We start from the raw sequence: 21,286 nt of genomic DNA, 5'->3' as shown, positions 1-21,286 counted from the left end.
TGAAATCGTTGTACAAAAAGCAAAGAATTTTGGGACGCGGATTCACGCGGATTTTCGCGGATAAGAAAAATATCCGCGTTCATCCGCGTTCATCCGCGTCCAATAATTTGTTTGGTTTCGGCTTGTCCGAGTTAGGAATCTCGCGAAAAACCTTGCGAAGGTTGCAGGAAAACGCCTTTCCGATTGATGCGGCTTGCGCGTGCAAACCATTTTGGATGTGTCGGCTAAACCTTCGCAAGGATGTCTGCGAGTTCGCCGCGCATTTCTCAGCATTTACTCAGGATTCGTTCAACACACTCTCAGCAAGTTGTGCTATACTTGACCGGCAATAAACTGGTAGGATACCGCATGGCAACCGTGCTCGTAGTAGACGACGATCAAAAACTCTTGAATATGTTGCGGCGCACTCTGGCGTATGAAGGATTCAATGTTATCACCGCCGACGACGGAAATGCCGCGCTCGCCCAAGTGCAAGCGCATCGTCCCGACGTGATGGTGCTCGATTGGTTGATGCCAGGTCTGGACGGCATCGGCGTAATGAAACACCTGCGCGCGACCGAAAACAAGACGTTGATCTTGATGCTCACCGCGCGCGACGCGGTCGAAGATCGCGTGCAAGGGTTGGAAAGCGGTGCGGACGATTATCTCGCCAAGCCCTTTGCGCCCGCCGAATTGTTGGCGCGCGTGCGCGCGCTCTTGCGCCGTCCCGCGGCAATCGGCAAGGACGCGCCATTACTGTATTCCGACCTGTATCTCAATCCGATCACGCGCGAAACGCGGCGCGGCGAGCGCGCCTTTGAATTGACCTCCAAAGAGTTTGATCTCTTGCAGTACTTGATGCAACATCCACGCCAAGTTCTGCGTCGCGAACAAATTCTGCAAGAAGTGTGGGGGTATGATTCCGGAGATGACAACGTACTCGAAGTGTACGTCGGCTACTTGCGAAAAAAAATCGAAGCCGGCGGACAACCGCGTTTGATTCAAACCGTGCGCGCGGTCGGTTACGTTTTACGCGAAGAATAAGTTAGTTCGATCAAAGATGTCTATTCGTTTACGTTTGACCTTGCTGTACAGCGCGATCCTCGCGGTCACGCTGATCATCTTTAGCGCCGCGCTCTACGTCACGCAAGCGCGCGTCACCTTCGACGCGATCAAAACCACGCTCGCGCGCCAAGCCGACGCGCTGGCGAGCGGCGAGCGGCGTTTCCCGCGCTTTTCCGAAGGACCGCCCCTCCCCACGACCTTGCCCGGCAGATGGACCCAGACGCGGAATGCGGATGGCTCGGTCAGCGCGCGCACGGCAGACCTTGCCGATACGACCTTGCCGTTGAGTGATACCGGCTTGGGTGACCTCCAAAAAGGTTTGCCCTGGGTCGAGGTCGCCGAAGTGGAAGATGAACCGCTCCTGATTTACAGCCAACCGGTGCTGCAACAAAATCGCGTAGCGCGAATCATCCAAGTGGCGACGCCGATCTCGGAACGCACGCAATCGTTGGGCACGCTGCGCCTCATTCTGATCGTGGGCAGCAGTCTCGCGATTGTTGCCGCATTCATCGTGGGCTGGGTGCTTGCCGGTATGGTGCTCCGACCGATTCATCAAATCGCGCACACCGCGCAAGCCATCGGCAGCGAACGCAATTTCAGCCGCCGCGTCGAACACACCGGACCCAACGATGAGGTCGGTCAGCTGGCGACGACGTTCAACGCGATGTTGACCGAACTCGAGTCCGCGTATCGCCAGGTCGAACAAGCGTTGGACACACAACGCCGCTTTGTCGGTGACGCGTCGCACGAACTTCGCACGCCGCTTACGACGATTCGCGGGAACATCGAATTACTGCGCAACAATCCGCCGATGGATCCGAAAGAGCGCGTGGATGTGTTGGCGGACACGAAGGATGAAGTCGAGCGATTGATTCGCCTCGTCAACCAATTACTCGCGCTCGCGCGCGCGGACGCCGGGCGACCGGTGCGGCGCGAGCCGGTGCCGCTCAAGCCCTTGCTCGACGATGTGTATCGCCAAGCCAAACTCCTCGCGCCGCACCGCACGATTGACTATGCCGCGTCGCTCGACGCGAATGTGCTCGCTGATCGTGATGTCCTCAAGCAAGTGTTGCTGATCTTGCTCGACAACGCGCGCGTCCACACGCCGGCGAGCGCTACCATCGGCATCCAGGTCGCGCGCGTCGGCGACCACATCGCCATCAATATTCGCGATACGGGACCGGGCATCGCGCCGAATTTGCTCCCGCACATCTTCGAGCGCTTTTACCGCGGCGATGTCTCGCGCAGCGGTGGCGGCGCTGGACTCGGCTTATCCATCGCGCAAGAACTGATTCACGCGCAACACGGCACGCTGACGGTCGAGAGTCACATCGGCAAAGGCAGTGTGTTCACCGTGACGCTTCAGAGCGCGCCCTAGATTCCTTCGCGTCAGCCCTCTTTTGATTTCTCCGTACAAAAAAGAAAACTCAGGGGGAGGAGGATCCCTGAGTTTTCTACGGCACTGCGCCCACAGCGCCATCTGTTTTCACTCGCATTGTAGCGCGCTTGTCGCTCGGCGTCTGTAGTACCTTGTTGCCAACCGCGCGGTACCACGCGCGCCGCGCAGGCGTACTTGAAGTGAAAAGCGATTCAGCGTAGAATGTAGTCACTTGATCCAACGCATAACCGGAGGATTCGTGTCTACATCACTGCGCGCGTATCTCGACTTTGCCACCGAAACCGCGTACCTCGCCGGGCGACTCACGCTCGGCTATTTTCAAACTGGAGTCCTGCCCGATTTCAAAGCGGATGACACACCGGTGACCGTCGCCGATCGCAAATCGGAAGAGTTGATTCGCGCGCGCATCGAAAAACAATTTCCGCAGCACGCGATTGTCGGCGAAGAATTCGGCGCAACGGAAACGACGACCGCGACGCATCGCTGGTTCGTTGATCCGATTGACGGCACGAAAGCGTTCACGCGCGGCGTGCCGTTGTACGGCGTCCTCATCGGATTGGAAATCGAAGGCAAGGTTGAGGTCGGGGTCGCGTACTTTCCGGCGATGAACGAGATGCTTGCGGCGGCGACGGGCGAAGGATGCTGGTGGAACAGTCGCCGTGCGCGCGTCTCGCCGATGACCGATCTTTCACGCGCGTATGTCGCGCACTCGGACATGGCGAGTTTCGACAAGTATCACCGCGCGGCGGAGTGGCAACGCATCCAAGCCGCGACGTACTTTCACGCCGGGTGGAGCGACGCGTACGGTTACCTCTGTGTGGCAACCGGGCGCGCCGAGTTGATGCTCGATCCGATCATGAGTGTGTGGGACTGTGGACCGTTCCCGCCGATCTTGCAAGAAGCCGGCGGCTATTTTGGCGATTGGCGCGGCAATGTGACAATTCACGGCAACGAAGCGTTAGCGACGACCCAGGTTTTACTGCCGGATGTGTTGAAGGTGATCAATCGCGATTGAGAAGGAAGAACAAATGAACAAACAGGAGATTCTTCAAACGCAAAGAAATTTACGCCCGCAATTTAACTTAGCGAGATTCAAAACATTTCATACTGTGCTATAATGGCAAAGTAGGCTCGGTATAGATGGAGAGACAGGATGCTCAAGCGCAAGACCAAGACACGCGTCGCCAAAGACAAGCAACTGGGTTTGTTCTATTCGCAAGAAACGAAAACAAGAGAATCTGACATACCCCCTTCAAAGAAACGCGTCCAAGGCGGTATCGCCACCTCCCAAATTTTGCAATCCGCACACATCGGTACAAACGCAGATCTTTTTCCAAAGATTCTAGAACTGCATGTCCCACATGGCGCAGTGGTGGCAGACATCACATATGGTCTGGGTGTTTTTTGGCGTAATGTCCCAAAAGAGAAATATGTGCTGAAAGCCACGGATCTCAAAACTGGTGTGGATTTTCGTCAACTGCCTTATCCAGATCGTTCGATTGATTGCGTAGTGCTTGATCCGCCATACATGGAAGGATTATTGCGTCGAACGAAAGAACATCTAGGCGGGGTTGGAACTTATCATAGTTTTCGCAATGCGTACTCTGATGGAAACGGCAGTGACAACGGACCAAAATGGCACGCCGCCGTTCTCGATTTGTATTTCAAGGGGGGGAGAGAAGCATATCGCATTTTGCGCCGGGAGGGGATATTCATCGTCAAGTGCCAAGATGAAGTCAGCGCCGGAAAACAACACTTGACGCATGTAGAACTCATCAATGAGTATGCCAAGTTGGGTTTTTACGCCAAAGACCTATTTGTTCTAGTGCGTCCCAATAACGCTAGCGTAAGCCGCATACTAAAACAAGTTCACGCGCGCAAAAACCATTCCTATTTCCTCGTCTTCGTAAAACGTTAGGCTTGCTTTTCCGCAACTAGCCGGTCTAGCAACGTGAAAGGATTGTTCACAAAGGGCGGTTCGACTGGAAGAGTAATCTTCATTGAAGTTGCCAGTAGGTGCTTTCTCTGTGCCAATGTGTATTTGGAGTTTTCGGTACGGGGCAAATCTCGATTGAGCGCAAACGCGAATTCCCACGCGTGTCGAAAAGCATAGAGATTTACTGCGATAAGATCAAATCCACCGACCAACAAACAAGTCGTTTCAACTTTTCTGCCATTCGGTAATACAACCATTCGACGATCACTTGCATCACACTGGAATGCGCCACGGTAATCATCACCTTCTTGGCGGACTGAATTTGTCTGCAATGATTTAACCTCAATCGTAAACTCACATCCTTGATAAGTTATCGCCAAGTCGTTCTTGTGTCTGCGATCATGATCATCAAATTTGTGGACATTCTCGACACGTCCATCAGAGAACCATATTTTGCGAAGTTTGAATTCACCAATATATCCAATTAAGAATCCTTGCAAACTTGGATTGCTGTTTACCACTTCTGTAAGTTCGTCTAGAGAGATATCCCAACGGTCAAGAATTGTAGGCACCTTGGCTCCTTTACATGTCTTTGAACAATTCATCAAGCGAAATTCCCAACCCCTGCGCCAATGCCGCGATATTTCGAAGCGAAACGTTCCGCACGCCACGTTCAATTCCACTAATATATGTCCGATCCAAATTGCAGATTTCAGCGAATTTTTCTTGAGACCAGCTGCGCTTTTGTCGCAACAATCGAACGCGTTCTCCGAACCGCTGAATGACAGAGATTTGTTTTGGCATAACCTTATCATACTAGTTTGTGGTTTATGAATCTACGGACGATAAGTCACATCCAAGGAGTTTTCCAATGACCTACCTTGACCGTGCACACCAATTGAAAGACAAACTCACCGCGATTCGACGCGACTTGCACCAACATCCCGAACTCGCGTTTCAAGAAGTTCGCACCGCGCAACGCGTGACCCAGGTTTTGCACGACCTGGGCATCGAGTACTCGACCGGCATCGCGAAAACCGGCGTCGTCGCGTACATCGGCGATGGCAGCCATCCGCGTTTCGCGTTGCGCGCCGATATGGACGCCTTGCCGATTCTCGAAGCGAACGACGTGGAGTACAAATCGCAAAACGCCGGCGTGATGCACGCGTGCGGACACGATGGACACGTCGCGTGTTTGCTCGGCGCGGCGATGATTCTTAGCGAAGATTTCAAACAGGGCAAACTCAAAGGCACGGTCAAGTTGCTCTTTCAACCGGCGGAAGAGAACGCCGATGCGGAAGGTAAGAGCGGCGGTCAACGCATGGTCGAGGAAGGCGCGCTGAACGATGTGGACGCGGTGGTCGGCTTGCACGTCGCGAGCGATTTGCCGAGCGGCATGGTCTACGTGCGTCCCGGTCCATTCATGGCAGCGGTGGACACGTTCGAAGCCGAGATCATCGGGCACGGCGGGCACGGTGCGTACCCGCACACGACGATTGATCCGATCTGGCTCGCGACCCAGATCATCAACGCGATTCACGGCATCGTCTCGCGGCGCATTGATCCGATCAAGCAAGGCGTCATCTCCGTGACGATGATTCACGCGGGCACCGCGACGAACATCATTCCACCCTCAGTCAAAATTGCCGGCACGATTCGCAGTTTCGAAGACAAGGTGCGCCAACGTTTGCACGACGATTTGGAAAAATCGTTCGCCATTGCCCGCGCGTTCGACGGGGATTACTCGCTCAAGATCACGCCGCAATATCCGACCACGGTCAACGATCCGGCGATGGCGGAATTCGTGCGCGCAATGGCAACCGACTTGGTCGGCAAAGATCGCGTGAAGGAAGCCGAGATGCAGATGGGCGCGGAAGATTTCAGTTATATGACGCGCGCCAAGCCCGGCGCCTTCTTCAACATTGGCGCGAAAATGGACGCACGCAGTCGCCCGCATCACAATCCCGTGTTCGACATTGACGAAGGCGCGTTGCCCATCGGCGCGGCATTGCTTGCCGAATCGGCGCGACGGTTTTTGACGCGCTAACCCAACTCAGACAAACCAAAACCGAACCGGGCAATTCAGGACGCGGACGCTTCGCGCGCGGATTCACGCGGATATTTTTTCTGATCGGTGAAAATCCGCGCGCGAAGCGTCCGCGTCCTAAAATCTTTGCTTTCTGTCCGACTTGCTTTGGGGCTGGAGTTTTTTGCGCTTGACCTGCTCCCACTGCTTGCGTAGAATAAACGGCGACCTGGGGAAACTATGTCATCGCGATGGATAGACGAAGAAGGCGGCGTTGCCACCGAACAGGAAACGCGTCAGAAAATTGACGAGCCGCCCCGTTATCGTGTGTTGTTGCACAACGACAATTATACGACGATGGATTTTGTCGTAAAGGTGCTGATGCTAGTCTTTCGCAAATCGGTGCCCGACGCCACGCGCATTATGCTCGACGTGCATTACAAAGGCATCGGCGTCGTCGGCACGTACCCGCGCGAGGTCGCCGAAACCAAAGTCGCGAAAGCGTTGCAGATGGCGCGCGACGCCCAGTTTCCTCTCTTGTGTACGATGGAGCCAGAATGAGCACACCCACAATTCCTGAATCCCTCCGCCAGTGCGTGAACGACGCGCTCAAACAAGCGCGCCAACGGCGGCACGAATATCTCACGCTCGAACATCTCTTGCTCGCGATGTTGCGCGAAGAACGCACGCGCCAAATTTTGCAAGGATGCGGCGCGGACCTGAACAAACTCAAACACGATTTGGAAACCTGGCTCGAAAAAAATATGACGCAACTGCCCAGGAATTCCAAATCCGATCCGGAACAAACCGTCGGGCTGGGTCGCGTTCTATCGCTCGCGATGTGGCACGCGCAAAACGCGGCGCAGAAAGAAATCGAGAGCGGCGATATTCTCGCGGCACTGCTCGAAGAACCGGATTCGCACGCGCGCTATCTGCTCGAACAACAAGGCGTCACACGGCTCGACGTGCTGAACTATATTTCGCACGGCATCGCGAAAGACGAACCGGCAAAACAAGTCGCGGGCGACCACGACGACGAAGCGAAACCCGCGCGCGATGCGCTCGCGGCGTACACCACCGATCTCGTCGCGCTCGTCGAGCAAGGCAAACTCGATCCGTTGATCGGACGCGAAGCGGAACTCGAGCGCACGATTCAGGTGTTGTGCCGACGGCTCAAAAACAATCCGCTCTTTGTCGGCGACCCAGGCGTGGGCAAGACCGCGATGGCGCAAGGACTCGCGCAACGCATTCACGCGGGGCAGGTGCCGGAATTGTTGAAAGGCGCGCGCATCTACGCGCTCGATATGGGTATGGTGCTCGCCGGCACCAAATATCGCGGACAGTTTGAAGAACGCGTCAAGGGCGTGCTCAAGCAACTCGAAAACAAACCGAATGCGATGTTGTTCATTGACGAAATTCACACGCTCGTCGGCGCGGGTTCGACGAGCGGCAGTTCGGTGGACGCGTCGAGTCTGCTCAAGCCCGCGCTCGCCAACGGCGCGTTGCGCTGCATCGGCTCGACCACGCACGAGGAATTCAAAACGCTCGAACGTGATCGCGGCTTGGCGCGGCGCTTTCAGAAAATCGAAATCGCCGAAACGTCCGTCGAAGAGACCGTGCAAATTTTGATGGGTCTCAAAACGCGTTTCGAATCGCATCACGCGGTCATCTACACTGACGACGCGATTCGCGCGTCCGTCGAATTGTCCGCGAAACACATCAACGAACGCTTTTTGCCGGACAAGGCGATTGATGTGTTGGACGAAGCCGGCGCGCGGCAACGCATCTGTGCAGAAGCGGACCGCAAACAAGTTTTGACGCGCCAGGATATCGAAGTCGTCGTCGCCGCGATGGCGAAGGTGCCGGCAGAGACCGTGTCGGGCGATGATCGCACACGCTTGAAAAATCTCGACGCGACGTTGCGCCAACATATTTTCGGACAAGACCCGGCGATTGACGCGATCGTGTCCGCGATTCGTTTATCGCGCGCGGGATTGCGTTTGCCATACAAACCGGTCGGCTCGTTTCTGTTTTTCGGACCGACCGGCGTCGGCAAGACCGAACTGGCGCGCGTGCTCGCGCGCGCGCTTGGCGTCGAGTTGTTGCGCTACGATATGAGCGAGTACTCGGAAAAGCACACGGTCAGTCGTTTGATCGGCGCGCCGCCGGGGTATGTCGGTTTCGACCAAGGCGGTCTGCTTACCGACGCGGTGCGGCGTCAACCGTACTCGGTCGTCTTGCTCGACGAGATCGAAAAAGCGCATCCCGAACTCTTCAACATTTTGCTGCAAGTAATGGACCACGCGACGTTGACCGACAACACTGGACGTAAAGCCGACTTTCGCAATGTCGTGCTGATTATGACGACGAACGCGGGCGCGCGCGAATTGACCGCGACGCCCATCGGTTTTCGCTCCGAGCAAAGCGGCGACCCGGCGAAGAAACCAATCGAGCGTTTGTTCAATCCCGAATTTCGCAATCGGTTGGACGCGACTGTGCGCTTCGACACGCTCTCGACGGAAACGATTTTGCGGATCGTGGACAAACAGATCGGCGAATTACAATCTGCACTGACACCCAAACACGTCACACTCGAAATGACTGACCCCGCGCGCGCGTGGCTCGCTGAAAAAGGGTACGATAAAAATTTTGGCGCGCGTCCCATGTCGCGCTTGATTGACGACAAACTACGCAAGCCCTTGTCCGAGGCGATGTTGTTCGGCGAACTCGCGGATGGCGGCGGCACCGCGATTGGTGATATCGCGGACGGAGAGATCAAACTCAGTTATCGGAAAAAAGAAAGTTGATGCAACGACAACAGACAGCATACAAAGGAGCGTCAATCTTTTGGCGCTCCTTTTGCTTTGTGCTATAATCGCTGGGCAATTTTGAAACGAATGGAGTGGTAATGTCGAATTACATCGGTGAAATCGCGCCGCACGGCGGCGTGTTGGTTGATCGAATGGCGCGCGGTGTGGAGCGCGAAGCCGCGATCAAACGCGCACAAAATGCAAAACACATCGCGCTCAACCCCGTGAACATGTCCGACCTTGAATTGCTCGCGACTGGCGTGCTGTCGCCGCTAACCGGTTTTATGGGCAAACGCGATTACGAATCGGTTGTCGAAACGATGCGCCTGGCAAACGGTCTGGTCTGGAGCATCCCGATCACGCTCCCCGTCACGCGCGAGGTCGCAGACACATTGCGCGTGGGCGAGGACATCGCGCTTACCGAACCAGATGGACACTTGCTCGCGGTGATGTCGCTTGCTGAAAAATTCGAGTACGCCAAAACGCGCGAAGCTCAAAACGTCTACCGCACGACCGACGAAAAACATCCCGGCGTCGCGCGACTCTACAAGCAAGGCGACATTTATCTTGCTGGCGAAATCTCAGTGATTGATCTGCCAAGTAATTTAGAATTTTCGGAATTCCGTCACACCCCGCTTGAGACCAGGAAAATGTTTGCATCCCGCGGCTGGAAACGCATCGTCGCGTTTCAAACGCGTAACCCGATCCATCGCGCGCATGAGTACATCCAAAAGACCGCGCTCGAAATTGTGGATGGGTTGTTCTTGCATCCGCTCGTCGGCGAAACGAAAGCGGACGACATCCCGGCGGATGTGCGAATGCAATCGTACCAAGAATTGCTCCGCGATTATTATCCGCCCGACCGCGTTGTGCTCGGTGTGTTCCCCGCGGCGATGCGGTACGCCGGTCCGCGCGAAGCGATTTTTCACGCGATCTGCCGGAAAAATTATGGCTGCACGCACATCATCATCGGACGCGACCATGCGGGTGTTGGGAATTATTACGGCACGTACGACGCGCAAAAGATTTTCGACGAATTCAAACCGGAAGAAATCGGTATCACGCCGTTGATGTTCGAGCATACGTTTTACTGCAAAAAGTGCGGACAGATCGTTTCGTCGAAAACGTGTCCGCATGGCAAGGAAGACCACCTGGTTTTGAGCGGCACGCAGGTGCGCGAGATGCTTCAGCGCGGCGAGATGTTGCCGCAAGAGTTTACGCGACCGGAAGTGGCGCGCGTACTCATGGATGGTGTCCGCGCAAAAGTAGACAGTCAACAGTCAACAGTCAACAGCCAACAGCCAACTACCCAACTATCCAACCATCCAACTAGAAAACGTGTTTTGATCCTCGGTCTCGACTGCGCCGAACCGTCGCTCGTCTTCGACAAATATCGCGCCGAGATGCCGAACCTTGCACGACTCGCGGCGCAAGGCGTATGGGGCGAGATCGAATCCACGATGCCGCCGATCACCGTGCCGGCGTGGATGTGCTCGCTGACCTCCAAAGACCCAGGTCAGCTCGGCGTGTACGGGTTCCGCAATCGCGCGGACTATTCGTACGAAAAAATGACGACCGCGAACGCGCGCGCATTCACCGAGCCAGCCGTCTGGGATTACCTGGGACGCGCGGACAAACAATCGTTTCTCGTCGGCGTGCCGCCCTCGTTCCCGCCCAAGCCAATCAACGGCGGCATGGTCGGCTGTTTCCTCTCGCCGAACGCGCAATCGAAATTCACGTATCCAGAGAATTTGCGCGACGATGTATTGCGTATCGCGCCGAGCTATCTCGTGGACGTGCCGAACTTTAGAACCGACGACAAGCAATGGCTCTTGCAGAAAATCTACGAGATGACCGAAGACCATTTCAAGGTCATCAAGTCGTTCATCAAAGAGAAACCCTGGGATTTTCTCATGTCGGTGGAGATCGGCGTAGACCGCTTGCATCACGGTTTCTGGAAATATCACGATGTCACGCATCCGAAACACGAGTCAGGAAATCCGTTCATCAACTCGGTGCACGATTATTACGTTTGGCTCGACCAGCAAATCGGCGGCGTGCTCGAACTGCTCGACGACGACACGACGGTCATCGTGATGAGCGATCACGGCGCGAAGAAAATGGACGGCGGCATCGCGATCAACGAATGGTTGATTAACGAAGGGTACTTGGTGCTTGAAGAAAAACCGCAGAGCGTCGTGCCGCTCGAAAAAGTGCGCGTGAATTGGAGCAAGACGCGCGTATGGGGCAGCGGCGGATATTACAGCCGCATCTTTCTCAACGTGCAAGGACGCGAGCCGCAAGGTGTGATTCCGCAAAACGAGTACGAAAAAGTGCGCGATGAACTCATCGCAAAAATTTCTGCGATCCCAGATGATAAGGGCAAGCCGATTGCGACGCGTGTCTACAAGCCGCAGGAGATTTATCGCGCGACGAAAAACATTCCACCCGATCTCATCGTCGTGTTTGGCGATCTGTACTGGCGCGCGGTCGGCTCGTTGGGTTTGAACGCGCTGCACACGTTCGAGAACGACACGGGACCCGACGACGCGAATCACGCGCAGATGGGCATGTTCATCTATCACGATCCGAATCGGAACCTGGGTGGGCGCGAGTTGAAGGGCGTGCAATTGTACGACATCGCGCCGACCGTGTTGAACGAGTTTGGGATGGACGTGCCGGGTGATATGATTGGAAAAGTGATTCGAGTGTAAGAATGCAAAGAAGGGAAATAAAGGAACTGAGGGAAATGAAGGAACTCAGGGAATCGGTGTTTCCCTTATTTCCCTCAGTTCCCTGATTTCCTTCGAAACGGAGACTCCATTGACAACTGGCTTCACAATTTGGTTTACTGGACTTTCGGGCGCGGGCAAGACGACCGTCTCGCGCTTGGTCGAACAAGAATTGCGCGCACGCGGTTACAAGGTCGAGATTCTCGACGGCGACGTGGTGCGCGAGAATTTGTCGAAAGGGCTGGGCTTTAGCAAAGAGGATCGCGATACGAACATTCGGCGCATCGGGTTCGTGTGCGAACTGCTCACACGCAACGATGTCGTCGCGATAGCCGCGGCGATTTCGCCGTACCGCGCAATCCGCGATGAGAACCGCGCGCGCGTCGGTGGACGCTTCGTCGAAGTGTACGCCAAGTGTCCGCTCGAAGTTTTGGCGGAACGCGATGTGAAAGGGCTGTACAAAAAAGCGATGCGCGGCGAAATCAAAAATTTCACCGGCGTGGATGATCCATACGAAGCGCCGGACAATCCCGAAGTCGTTTTTGAAAGCGACAAGGAAACGCCGGCGCAAAGTGCGGCGAAGGTAATGGCGAAACTCGAAGAGGTTGGTTACATTCATACCCAGGATCCCAGCGCACTTGGGTTTGCTCAGTCGCATGATCAGGTATGGACGCGTTTGACGTTTGAACGATGGGGACACATCACAGAATCGCACGATTATATGAGTGGATTGCACGAGTGGGTCTTGGAAACCGTTTCCAATCCTGAGGTAATCGTCTCTGGCAATGCGGGAGAATTGATTGCCACGCGACACTATGCCAAAACACCGATCACTGAGAAAGACATGGTGGTCGTCTACCGCGAGACAACTCCACGCGACGGATTTGTAATTACCGCGTTCCTGACTTCGCAAGTCGAGCGCGTGCATGCAAAGGGGATTCTATGGCAACGACAATCGAAATGAGAAACGTATTCAGCGCATTGCCCTCTCTGCTAGCTGTCTCACCGCATGTGTGGATTGACCTGGATGAGTCAGCAGATGTTCTCTACATCAGTTTTCGCAAACCACAGCAAGCAAATGATAGTGTCATGGAAAATAATATCGTCTATCACTACGCCGACAAAGATCTAGTCGGAGTCACGATTATTGGAGTACGTGCACTACTTGGACAAACTCCAACTAATCGGAATTGATTTTTCCTGACTATGCGTCTCGCACTTTTCGCCGACATTCACGGCAACTCGATCGCGCTCGACGCGGTGCTCGCGGACATTCGCGCGCAAGGCGGCGTGGATGAAACCTGGGTGCTCGGCGACCTCGTCGCGATTGGGCACGATCCAAGCGGAACCATGGAACGTCTCGCGCGATTGCCGAACGCGCGATTCGCGCGCGGCAACACCGACCGCTATCTCGTGACCGGCGAACTGCCCAAGCCCTCACTTGCGGATGTCGCACAAGACGCGACACTGTTGCCTAAGTTGGTCGAGGTCGCGCGCAGTTTCGCGTGGACGCAAGGCGCGCTGTCGTCAAACGGCTGGCTCGACTCGCTCGCGCAATTGCCGGTCGAACAACGCATGACGTTGCCGGACGGGACACGTTTGCTCGGCGCGCACGCGTCGGCAGGCAAGGATGATGGACGCGGTGCACACCCAGGAATTGGTGAAGCGGAACTCGCGGGGCTAATGGAAAACGCGAACGCCGATCTCGTCTGCGTTGCGCACACACATGCGCCGCTCGATATGACCGTGAACGGAATTCGCGTGATCAACCTGGGGAGCGTCAGCAATTCATTTCAAGAAGATTTGCGCGCGAGTTACGCGATCATCGAAGCGAACGCGCGTGGCTATACTATCGCACACCGGCGCGTCGAGTATGATCGCGACGCGGTGATTGCGGCGGTTCAACAATCCCATCATCCCGCCGGACAATTCATCATTCAGTACATGTTGGGACAGAACACGCCACACTGGAACAAGCATCAAGTGAGTAAATAAAGTGGACTCGAGCGCCAAGATTTATCCTCATGTTCAATTCGGCGAGAACAGCACGCTCGGCGAATTTTGCATCGTCGGCGAGCCGCCGCGCGGTAAACGCGCCGGCGAACTCAAAACGCGCATCGGCGCGCGCGCGGTGATTCGCTCGCACACGGTGATTTATGCGGGCAACGTCATCGGCGACGATTTTCAAACCGGGCACGGCGCGCTCGTGCGCGAAGAAAACGAAATCGGCAACCACGTTAGCATCGGTTCGCACACAATTGTCGAGCATCACGTCAAGATCGGCAACAATGTGCGTTTGCATTCGAACGCGTTCGTGCCGGAATTTTCCGTGCTCGAAGATGATTGCTGGCTTGGTCCAAACGTCGTCGTGACGAACGCGCGCTATCCGCGTTCCAAAAACGTGAAAGAACAGTTGCAAGGCGCGACGATCAAACGTGGCGCGAAAATCGGCGCGAACGCGACCTTGCTTCCTGGGATCGTCATCGGCGAGAACGCGCTCGTCGGCGCCGGCGCGGTTGTGGTGGATGATGTGCCGCCTGGCGCGTTGGTCGTCGGCAATCCAGCGCGCGTCGTCAAGCGTGTGGATGAAATCGAAGCGTATCAGTGAAGCGAGAGTTTCGGGTTACGCAATGCCCCGAAACCTAAAACTTGAAACGGACTTGAAATGACCATTCCCCTTGTAGATTTGAAAGCCCAGTACGCCGCGATCAAACCGGAAATTGACGCCGCGATGCAACGCGTTGTAAACAACACCTCGTTCATTCTCGGCAAAGAAGTCGCGCAGTTCGAAAAAGATTTTACCGCCTTCTGCCGCGTCGAACACTGCATCGGCATGGACAGCGGCACTGCCGCGCTGCACCTCGCGCTGTTGTTGTGCGATGTGAAGCCGGGCGACGAGGTGATTACGACGACGCACACGTTCATCGCGACTGCCGAAGTGATTTCGCTCGTCGGCGCGAAACCGGTGTTCGTGGACATTGACCCGCGCACGTACAACCTGGATGTGAACGCGCTCGAACGCGCGATCACGCCGCGCACGCGTGCGCTTATCCCGGTGCATCTCTACGGGCAACCCGCGGAGATGGACGCGATTTTGGAGATTGCGCACCAGCACAATCTGCGCGTGATCGAAGATGCGGCGCAAGCGCACGGCGCCGAGTATCGCGGCAAACGCGCAGGGACGATGGGCGATGTCGCGTGCTTTTCGTTTTACCCCGGCAAGAACCTGGGTGCGTACGGTGATGCCGGTGCGCTCGTCACGAACGACGCCGAACTTGCCGCGCGCGCGCGCATGTTGCGCGATCACGGACGGCGCAGCAAGTACGAGCACCTCATCGTCGGGTACGGCTATCGGCTGGACGCGCTCCAAGCCGCGATTCTCGGCGCGAAATTGCCGCACCTCGACGCGTGGAATGCGCGGCGACGCGATATCGCGGACCGGTACACCGAGTTGTTCTCCAATACCGATATCATCGCGCCATTTGCGCCAAAACATATCACACCGGTGTATCACATCTATTGTGTCCGCGCGCCGGCGGGAAATCGCGACGGATTGCAACAACATTTGAAAACGCGCGGCATCGAAACCGGCATTCATTATCCAATTCCGTTGCACCTGCAACCGGTGTACGCCGACCTGGGTTACAAGACCGGCGATTTTCCACACGCGGAAAAAGCCGCCCGTGAAATTCTGTCTCTGCCGATGTATCCCGAGTTGACCGACGCGCAAATCGAGGAGATCGTAAACGCGGTAAAAGAATTTCGTAGATAAAAATTCGTCAGAATCCAGGCTTCTTTAAGAAACCTGGATTCTTGCTCTGGTGATACGAATAGAATGGGGCGAGAGATTCTCTCGCCCCATTTTTTTATTCTTCGATGTTGATGTTCGTGCCGCGAATGATGAGTTTGAATGTGCGTTCCTTGTCCAGATTGTTGACGACCTCGATGTAGTACATTCCAGATGAGAAGAACGCGCCTTGCCACGCATAGTCATCCGAGGTGCACGTGCCAGTGTCGCATGCAATCTTGCCCGTGTTGCCTTGCCCGACAAACTTTTCATCGGTGTACTTGCTGGCTTGTTCTTGCGTGTACACACGGAAATTCACGCCAATCGCCCTACCGACCGGCAGAACGATCAGCACGTTCGAGCGGTCGCCGCCGTAGTAAAACCTGTACCACAAGCGTCCATTCGCCGAGATTGTTTGCTCTTTGTTGTCCGGCACCATGAGCGCAAAGTACGGCGAATCATTCTTCGGCGGCGGCGGCACGGTTGGCACCGGCGCAACGACGACCGGCGCAGGCGGCGCGACCACGGTGGTTGTTGTCGTGGGCGTCGTCGTCGTAAGTGGGACGGTCGTTGTAAACGGGACGATTGGTGTGACCGGCGTCGCGGGCACAATCAGCGGAATCGCGGTCGGCGCGGGTAACGTCGGCGTCGGCGTCGGCGGAATTTGCGGTCCCAACGTCACACCTTCGCCGCTGATATACAACCGTATGGTGAGCCAACGATCATTGGGATTGGTGACCTTGACAAAGTACGGACCGTTCAGCGCGAATCCGCCTTGCCACTGTAAGTGCGCCGACTGGCATGACCCATCCACATCGCAAGCTACTTTGGGCGGGGTGCCGCGTCCAACCGATTTGTCTTCTTGATCGAGATGCAAAACCTGGTCGAGCGTGTAAACTCGAAATTCGAGTCCCAGGATCCGACCTTCCGACAACATTACGGTAATGGGTGTCCGGTCTCCCTTGTAATCAAAGATGAACCACTGCGCCGAATTCGCTTCGATGCGACGCGGTTCGCCGTACGTGTACACGGCAAGCCAGGGTTGATCGTTCGGCGTCGGCGTCTGCGCGGCAACACCCCACGCGCTCACTCCCAACAGCAAACCTAGCGCGAGCACTACAAGCGAGCCCAGCAACACTTTGTTTTTCATTCGTCCTCCTTTTGAGAATCGTCAGTTTTCTTGCGCCAATTATAGCATACCTTTTGCATTCTTCGATTATCTATTTCCGGGTCTCGGCGTGTTCGATGATCCATCGGTTGAATTTTCCGAACGCTTGATCGCGCTCGCAGCAGTTACCGTACATGCCCAATTGTTATCGCGCCCGAAGACAACCTCGGAGCCGCCAATCCAGAAGGGATAGACGCAATCGTGCCCGGTGTGCGGGTCCTTGCCCGTAACGTTCTTCTCGAAGAAAATTCCCTTGGAGTACGTCGCCTCGAAGCAATTGTTGGGCGACCCATAGCACGCGTTGCGAATAAACTTGATGTTGAAAGAGGAGACCCCGCCGTCGCCATTGGCATAGTAGCAGTTGCCGCCGCTGTAACAGTCATTATCAACGAGCAGGATGTCCGAGCAACTGATGCAAAGCCATCCAGCCGTCTCGCAACCATGCTGATAGAATTTGCCATCCGGACCCACACAACTCCGATAGCTATAGTTGAACGCATTGCCCATAAAATAATTGCGTACGGCAAAACGATTGTACGATGCCCAGCCGGACTGATGCGTCACCCGGTTGTTGATGAAAAAATTATCCGCGCTATCAATTGTCGCGATACCATTGGTGCCGCCGGTAACTGTGACATCCCTGACCACCGAACGCGCGGCTTTGAGCAGAATGCCTCCGCCGTACACGGTACTCCCAGGATATGCGTTCGCGCCATCGCCGCACTTTTCATAGGCGCACAACCACTTGTCTGCGTCTTGTGGATCGGTGGACGCTTGGATTTTCAATCCCTGAATCAGCAAGCGTTCTCCAACGGCGGTCACTGCAAAGTTGCGCCCTTCGGATTTGACCAGCGCCGTACCGGCGTCATCGCCAAAAATCCCGATGCCGCTCCCGGCGATGTTCAAGTTCGAGTAAACGCTATTCGCGCATAGTTTGATCGTCTGAGTAATGATCGGACCGATCGCGCTGGGAGGGGTGCACCGATCAGGCGACCGGGGCACTGTGACATTCATCGGCGCGATACCCAAGTCGGGCGGGAAATAGACAGTGTAGATAAACCACGGTTGTCCGATTTCTTTGAAATCGGGAATCATCAATCCTAAACTAACCCAGGTTTCAGAAGAGTCGAGTTTCTCTAATCCCCCTAAACCCAAAGCACTGGATTCGACGCGCACCTTGGAAAGTGGAGTGTTGGCATCCGGCAATGTCAGGGGCGAGGTGGTGGTTGATTGAAGGGTCCTTGCCGTGACTGATGGTCCGGAAACCGCGAGCCGAAAAAGAATCGCGCGATCGGTGGGATTGACGATGGCAATGAAATAGGTACCGCCAAGCGGGAACGCGCCCGTCCAAAAAAGATCGTGTCCGGTTTGCGCCTTGGCGCCTCCACCGCGTCCGACCGGTGTGCCGCGTGGCGCAGCACTTTTTTCATCCACTTGTTCCGGCGTATATACCAGCAATTCGAGATCGCGTGTGCCAAAGCCGTCTAACGCGACCGTAATCGGCGTGCGGTCGCCGCGATATTCAAAACGGAACCACATTTTCGTCTGACGCAGAACGACATTGTCTACACCGTAACTGATCAACGCGCGACTAGGATCGCGACCGATAGGCGTAGCCGTTGGAGTGGGTGTGATCGTCGGCGTCGGTGTGACCGTTGGCGTGTTCGTTGGTGTTGGCGTCGGCGTGGATGTAGGCGTGCTGGTCGGCGTCAAGGTCGGTGTGCTAGTTGGTGTGACCGTCGGCGTCTCAGTGGGAGTTGGCGTCGGTGTGCTGGTGGATGTGGGAGTTGGTGTTTCGGTTGGCGTGCTGGTCGAGGTCGGCGTTGCGGTCAGCGTCGGAGTATCGGTAGGAGTACGCGTGCTCGTCGCGGTGTTCGTCGGCGTGCGCGTAGCGGTCGGCGTAACCGGCGTCGCGCTCGACGCGACGGCGCGCGTGTTCGTCGGCGCCGCAACGATAGCCGTCGGCGTTCCAACGATGGGCAACGAATCAACTGGGTCGAGCAATTGCGTGAACTGCGCCGAAACCCAGCCCCGGCGTTGGGCGTCGGGAAACGCGATTTGCCACCACTGATTGTCGGCAGTGCGCGCGAGGATTTGAATCGTGCTGCCTTTGTTCACGCTACCGAGTTGCGGATACGCGGTGCCGGGTCCGGAGCGAACGCGCAACGCATCCGTCGCCGTTGCTTGAACCGACCCAGGAATAGGTGTGGCGGCGAGCAGGGTAGGAGTAGCGATGCCGAAACATACGGAAGCAATAAGAAAAAAAATGACGGGAGAAAAAATTTTTGAGGGAAAGAACGTGCGCCTAGTCATTCGAATTCATTATACAAGGTTGAACGCGACGGAAGTGAATCTCCCGTCGCGTTCGATTTGGTCATGTGATACAAGCACACCCTTGATGTTTGGCAGATATCGCACGCGTTCAGTGTGACGACATTGTGTTGTACGATGCGATTGCAATTTGCGATTCAGGACACGATTCGTTTCAAACCCAGTGGGAGAAACATCAAGGATGTCCTTTTCACTGCAACCCCCTGCGCGCTACACCCCCGGTCTAGACAGACCCGAGTTGATGCTGATATAGCGAGGAGGCAAAGTTGAAATTACCGGGCGGCGCGGTACGTGCAGACGCTGACAACGCCGTCCCAGATCATTTGATTGTAGACACGCGCGTGAACCCAACCATCGTAGATGCCTTCGTGCCAGAGCATGTGCTCAGGTTGAGCCCAGTTCGCGGCGCCGTAGCTGTGAACAGCTACGTGCAAGGCGCCTACGCTAATACCACGACCATTATCCGCAGCGCCGGGTACTTGCTGTCCAGCGCGGCGCAATCCACCGCTACCCGAGACGTTCACGGTGTAGAGCGCAGCATTCGGCGGAGCGTAGGCATAGTTCGGGAACATGGCGTCTTGATCGTAGACTGCCATGACGAAGCCATCAGCCATGTGTCCCTTGGTGCCCAAAGCCCATGGAGCGTCGAAGAACGAGTTCGCTGCCCAGCGGGATTCCCAGTTCAAACCCCACATGTAGTTGTCACCCGCGCCGAACACGGACTTGCCAGACGGTGCGGTTGCGGTGTTGAGCTCATCATCAACCCAGATTTGTTGTTTCTTGTTCTTCCACGCGTCGAGCTTGAACCATCGCGAGGAACCGGCGGGAAGTTTCACGGTAGCGCAGGTCGGGAGTTCCTGAGGACCTTCGTTTTCCGGATAGGAGCCTGCTGCCCAAGCACCGCCAACGTAGACGGACTTGCGCGGGCTGGTGCCATCGCCACTGTTCACGCTCGGCACGCCACCGTTGCGCAAGAAGATGCCAGGACCACCGACGCCATACTTGGTCGCGGAACCGAATCCAGTGGATGTCTGGATCGGAAGACCGCCGAACGGATCCTCATTCGTACCAGCGGTGCGAACGAAAATCGCCTTCGCCTTGCTGCCATCGGTCGTTTGGATCGTAGGACCCTGCGCGCCGGCGGGCAACACGACGAGAAGCATCGCGACCACGACAAGCACAGGCACGAGAACTTTCAAGTACTTCATGTTCATCCTCCTTAGGATGTCCTGCTCTCTTTGGAGCCATTGATTGATTGACGCCCTGACTGCCACGTACTCCCATTGGTCATTGCATCAACTGGCGCTATTATACACGCGTTTTGAAAATATTGTCAAGCCACAATTTTGGTGATTGATCTTGATAGTCTGTACGCAGCACTGGTGCGTCTCAAGGATTCCTGCCACGCCTGTTGAGTGCGCCATACCCTTGTTACAGTGTTAGTGTGTATCGTCCTCGCCAAGTTGGCGGGCGAAGATTACTTGGCGGGAATCGCGGAATGGGTCGCCCATTGCAGAGAATCCTTGAGCGAAGTGTTGCACTGGGTGGAGCCGCGTGCCGCTCATCGCACGGTCTACAGTCGCATCCTGGGACGCGTCATTAATATTGTGGAGTTTGAACGCGTGGTGCGTGATTGACCTAATGCGGGGCAGGTCTTCAAACTCGAACACCGTTTCAAGCGCGTCGCGGATAGGCGGGTGAAGTGCGAAGTGGTCTATGGATCAATCCTTATCCCTCGTCGTGCAATCGCCGTGCTGACTTTGCACGTGCCATAATCATCAGTAGAGGGTGTGCGTCAAAATTTTGGAACACTCAACCTTGCGAAGGTTTTGACGACAAATCAAATCTGATTGCCGTTCAACCTTCGCAAGGTTTTTTCACCACCCAAAAACTTGACGCACACCCGCCAGCAGAGGGTGTGCGTCAAAGTTTTGGGTCACCTAACCGCTGGGAAGATTTGAAACGCGCACGACCAATGGGTGAACGACGCCACGGATGATTCGCCGACGGACGATAGGGTTGTCTCGGTTTCTCCGACAATGTCGCGCTTGGT

The 21,286-nt window shown here is 55.7% G+C and carries 19 protein-coding genes and 1 pseudogene; 15 read left to right on the top strand and 5 right to left on the bottom strand.

Annotated elements, in window-relative coordinates:
* The first annotated feature begins 348 nt into the window (after window positions 1-348).
* The 4 genes from HY868_01570 to HY868_01555 all read left to right on the top strand — a co-directional run bounded on the left by HY868_01570 (window position 349) and on the right by HY868_01555 (window position 4,361).
* Entirely contained in the window at window positions 349-1,023 is a 675-nt protein-coding gene (locus HY868_01570) for a response regulator transcription factor (protein ID MBI5300796.1), read from the top strand.
* 16 nt (window positions 1,024-1,039) lie between these two features.
* Window positions 1,040-2,422, top strand: coding sequence for a HAMP domain-containing protein (locus HY868_01565; GenBank protein ID MBI5300795.1), 1,383 nt, complete (start codon window positions 1,040-1,042; stop codon window positions 2,420-2,422).
* 259 nt (window positions 2,423-2,681) lie between these two features.
* Window positions 2,682-3,458, top strand: coding sequence for an inositol monophosphatase family protein (locus HY868_01560; GenBank protein ID MBI5300794.1), 777 nt, complete (start codon window positions 2,682-2,684; stop codon window positions 3,456-3,458).
* Window positions 3,459-3,596: 138 nt separating this feature from the next.
* Complete coding sequence (locus HY868_01555; GenBank protein ID MBI5300793.1) at window positions 3,597-4,361, top strand: site-specific DNA-methyltransferase; 765 nt, start codon at window positions 3,597-3,599, stop codon at window positions 4,359-4,361.
* Here HY868_01555 and HY868_01550 read toward each other — a convergent pair.
* Together HY868_01550 and HY868_01545 are read right to left on the bottom strand one after the other, a co-directional pair.
* The gene (locus HY868_01550) at window positions 4,358-4,951 is read right to left on the bottom strand and encodes a restriction endonuclease (GenBank protein ID MBI5300792.1); all 594 of its coding nucleotides are present in this window, start codon (window positions 4,949-4,951) and stop codon (window positions 4,358-4,360) included. The two genes, HY868_01555 and HY868_01550, sit on opposite strands and share 4 nt — an antisense overlap.
* A 10-nt stretch (window positions 4,952-4,961) precedes the next feature.
* On the bottom strand, window positions 4,962-5,183 hold the full coding sequence (locus HY868_01545; GenBank protein MBI5300791.1) for a helix-turn-helix transcriptional regulator: 222 nt from the start codon (window positions 5,181-5,183) through the stop codon (window positions 4,962-4,964).
* Window positions 5,184-5,250: 67 nt separating this feature from the next.
* Between HY868_01545 and HY868_01540 the strand changes: the two genes are divergently transcribed.
* From HY868_01540 to HY868_01495, 10 genes and pseudogenes are all read left to right on the top strand, one after another.
* Complete coding sequence (locus tag HY868_01540; protein ID MBI5300790.1) at window positions 5,251-6,426, top strand: amidohydrolase; 1,176 nt, start codon at window positions 5,251-5,253, stop codon at window positions 6,424-6,426.
* 219 nt (window positions 6,427-6,645) lie between these two features.
* Window positions 6,646-6,966, top strand: a complete 321-nt coding sequence (locus tag HY868_01535; protein MBI5300789.1) for an ATP-dependent Clp protease adaptor ClpS — start codon at window positions 6,646-6,648, stop codon at window positions 6,964-6,966.
* Window positions 6,963-9,212 (top strand): ATP-dependent Clp protease ATP-binding subunit ClpA, encoded by a 2,250-nt coding sequence (gene clpA / locus HY868_01530; GenBank protein MBI5300788.1) that lies wholly within the window; start codon window positions 6,963-6,965, stop codon window positions 9,210-9,212. The genes HY868_01535 and clpA overlap by 4 nt, the downstream gene beginning before the upstream one ends.
* Window positions 9,213-9,313: 101 nt before the next feature.
* A pseudogene (gene sat, locus HY868_01525) lies at window positions 9,314-10,480 on the top strand (sulfate adenylyltransferase).
* Window positions 10,460-11,929, top strand: a complete 1,470-nt coding sequence (locus tag HY868_01520; protein ID MBI5300787.1) for an alkaline phosphatase family protein — start codon at window positions 10,460-10,462, stop codon at window positions 11,927-11,929. The pseudogene sat and the gene HY868_01520 overlap by 21 nt, the downstream one beginning before the upstream one ends.
* Before the next feature lie 109 nt (window positions 11,930-12,038).
* Window positions 12,039-12,911 carry an adenylyl-sulfate kinase gene (gene cysC / locus HY868_01515; GenBank protein MBI5300786.1) on the top strand — a complete coding sequence of 291 codons (873 nt, stop codon included), beginning with the start codon at window positions 12,039-12,041 and terminating at the stop codon, window positions 12,909-12,911.
* Entirely contained in the window at window positions 12,902-13,141 is a 240-nt protein-coding gene (locus HY868_01510; protein MBI5300785.1) for a DUF2283 domain-containing protein, read from the top strand. Before cysC ends, HY868_01510 begins: the two co-directional genes overlap by 10 nt.
* Window positions 13,142-13,153: 12 nt before the next feature.
* A complete protein-coding gene (locus HY868_01505; protein MBI5300784.1) occupies window positions 13,154-13,942 on the top strand; it encodes a metallophosphoesterase family protein in 789 nt (262 codons plus the stop codon).
* Window positions 13,943-14,012: 70 nt separating this feature from the next.
* Window positions 14,013-14,555, top strand: coding sequence for an N-acetyltransferase (locus HY868_01500; GenBank protein MBI5300783.1), 543 nt, complete (start codon window positions 14,013-14,015; stop codon window positions 14,553-14,555).
* 57 nt (window positions 14,556-14,612) lie between these two features.
* Window positions 14,613-15,719, top strand: a complete 1,107-nt coding sequence (locus HY868_01495; protein ID MBI5300782.1) for a DegT/DnrJ/EryC1/StrS family aminotransferase — start codon at window positions 14,613-14,615, stop codon at window positions 15,717-15,719.
* A 94-nt stretch (window positions 15,720-15,813) separates the two neighbouring features.
* Here the strand turns inward: HY868_01495 and HY868_01490 are convergent, their stop codons facing one another.
* The 3 genes from HY868_01490 to HY868_01480 all read right to left on the bottom strand — a co-directional run bounded on the left by HY868_01490 (window position 15,814) and on the right by HY868_01480 (window position 20,441).
* Window positions 15,814-16,884: a hypothetical protein gene (locus HY868_01490; protein MBI5300781.1), complete on the bottom strand. Its 1,071-nt coding sequence runs from the start codon at window positions 16,882-16,884 to the stop codon at window positions 15,814-15,816.
* 66 nt (window positions 16,885-16,950) lie between these two features.
* Window positions 16,951-19,215, bottom strand: a complete 2,265-nt coding sequence (locus HY868_01485; GenBank protein ID MBI5300780.1) for an SH3 domain-containing protein — start codon at window positions 19,213-19,215, stop codon at window positions 16,951-16,953.
* 290 nt (window positions 19,216-19,505) lie between these two features.
* On the bottom strand, window positions 19,506-20,441 hold the full coding sequence (locus HY868_01480; protein MBI5300779.1) for a hypothetical protein: 936 nt from the start codon (window positions 20,439-20,441) through the stop codon (window positions 19,506-19,508).
* 234 nt (window positions 20,442-20,675) lie between these two features.
* Between HY868_01480 and HY868_01475 the strand changes: the two genes are divergently transcribed.
* Entirely contained in the window at window positions 20,676-20,870 is a 195-nt protein-coding gene (locus HY868_01475) for a hypothetical protein (GenBank protein MBI5300778.1), read from the top strand.
* Window positions 20,871-21,286: the final 416 nt, after the last annotated feature.

This window comes from Chloroflexota bacterium (genome assembly GCA_016219275.1).
GTDB lineage: Bacteria > Chloroflexota > Anaerolineae > UBA4142 > UBA4142 > JACRBM01.
Note: the sequence above shows the minus strand (reverse complement) of the source record. Positions and strands in the feature narration are given on the sequence as shown.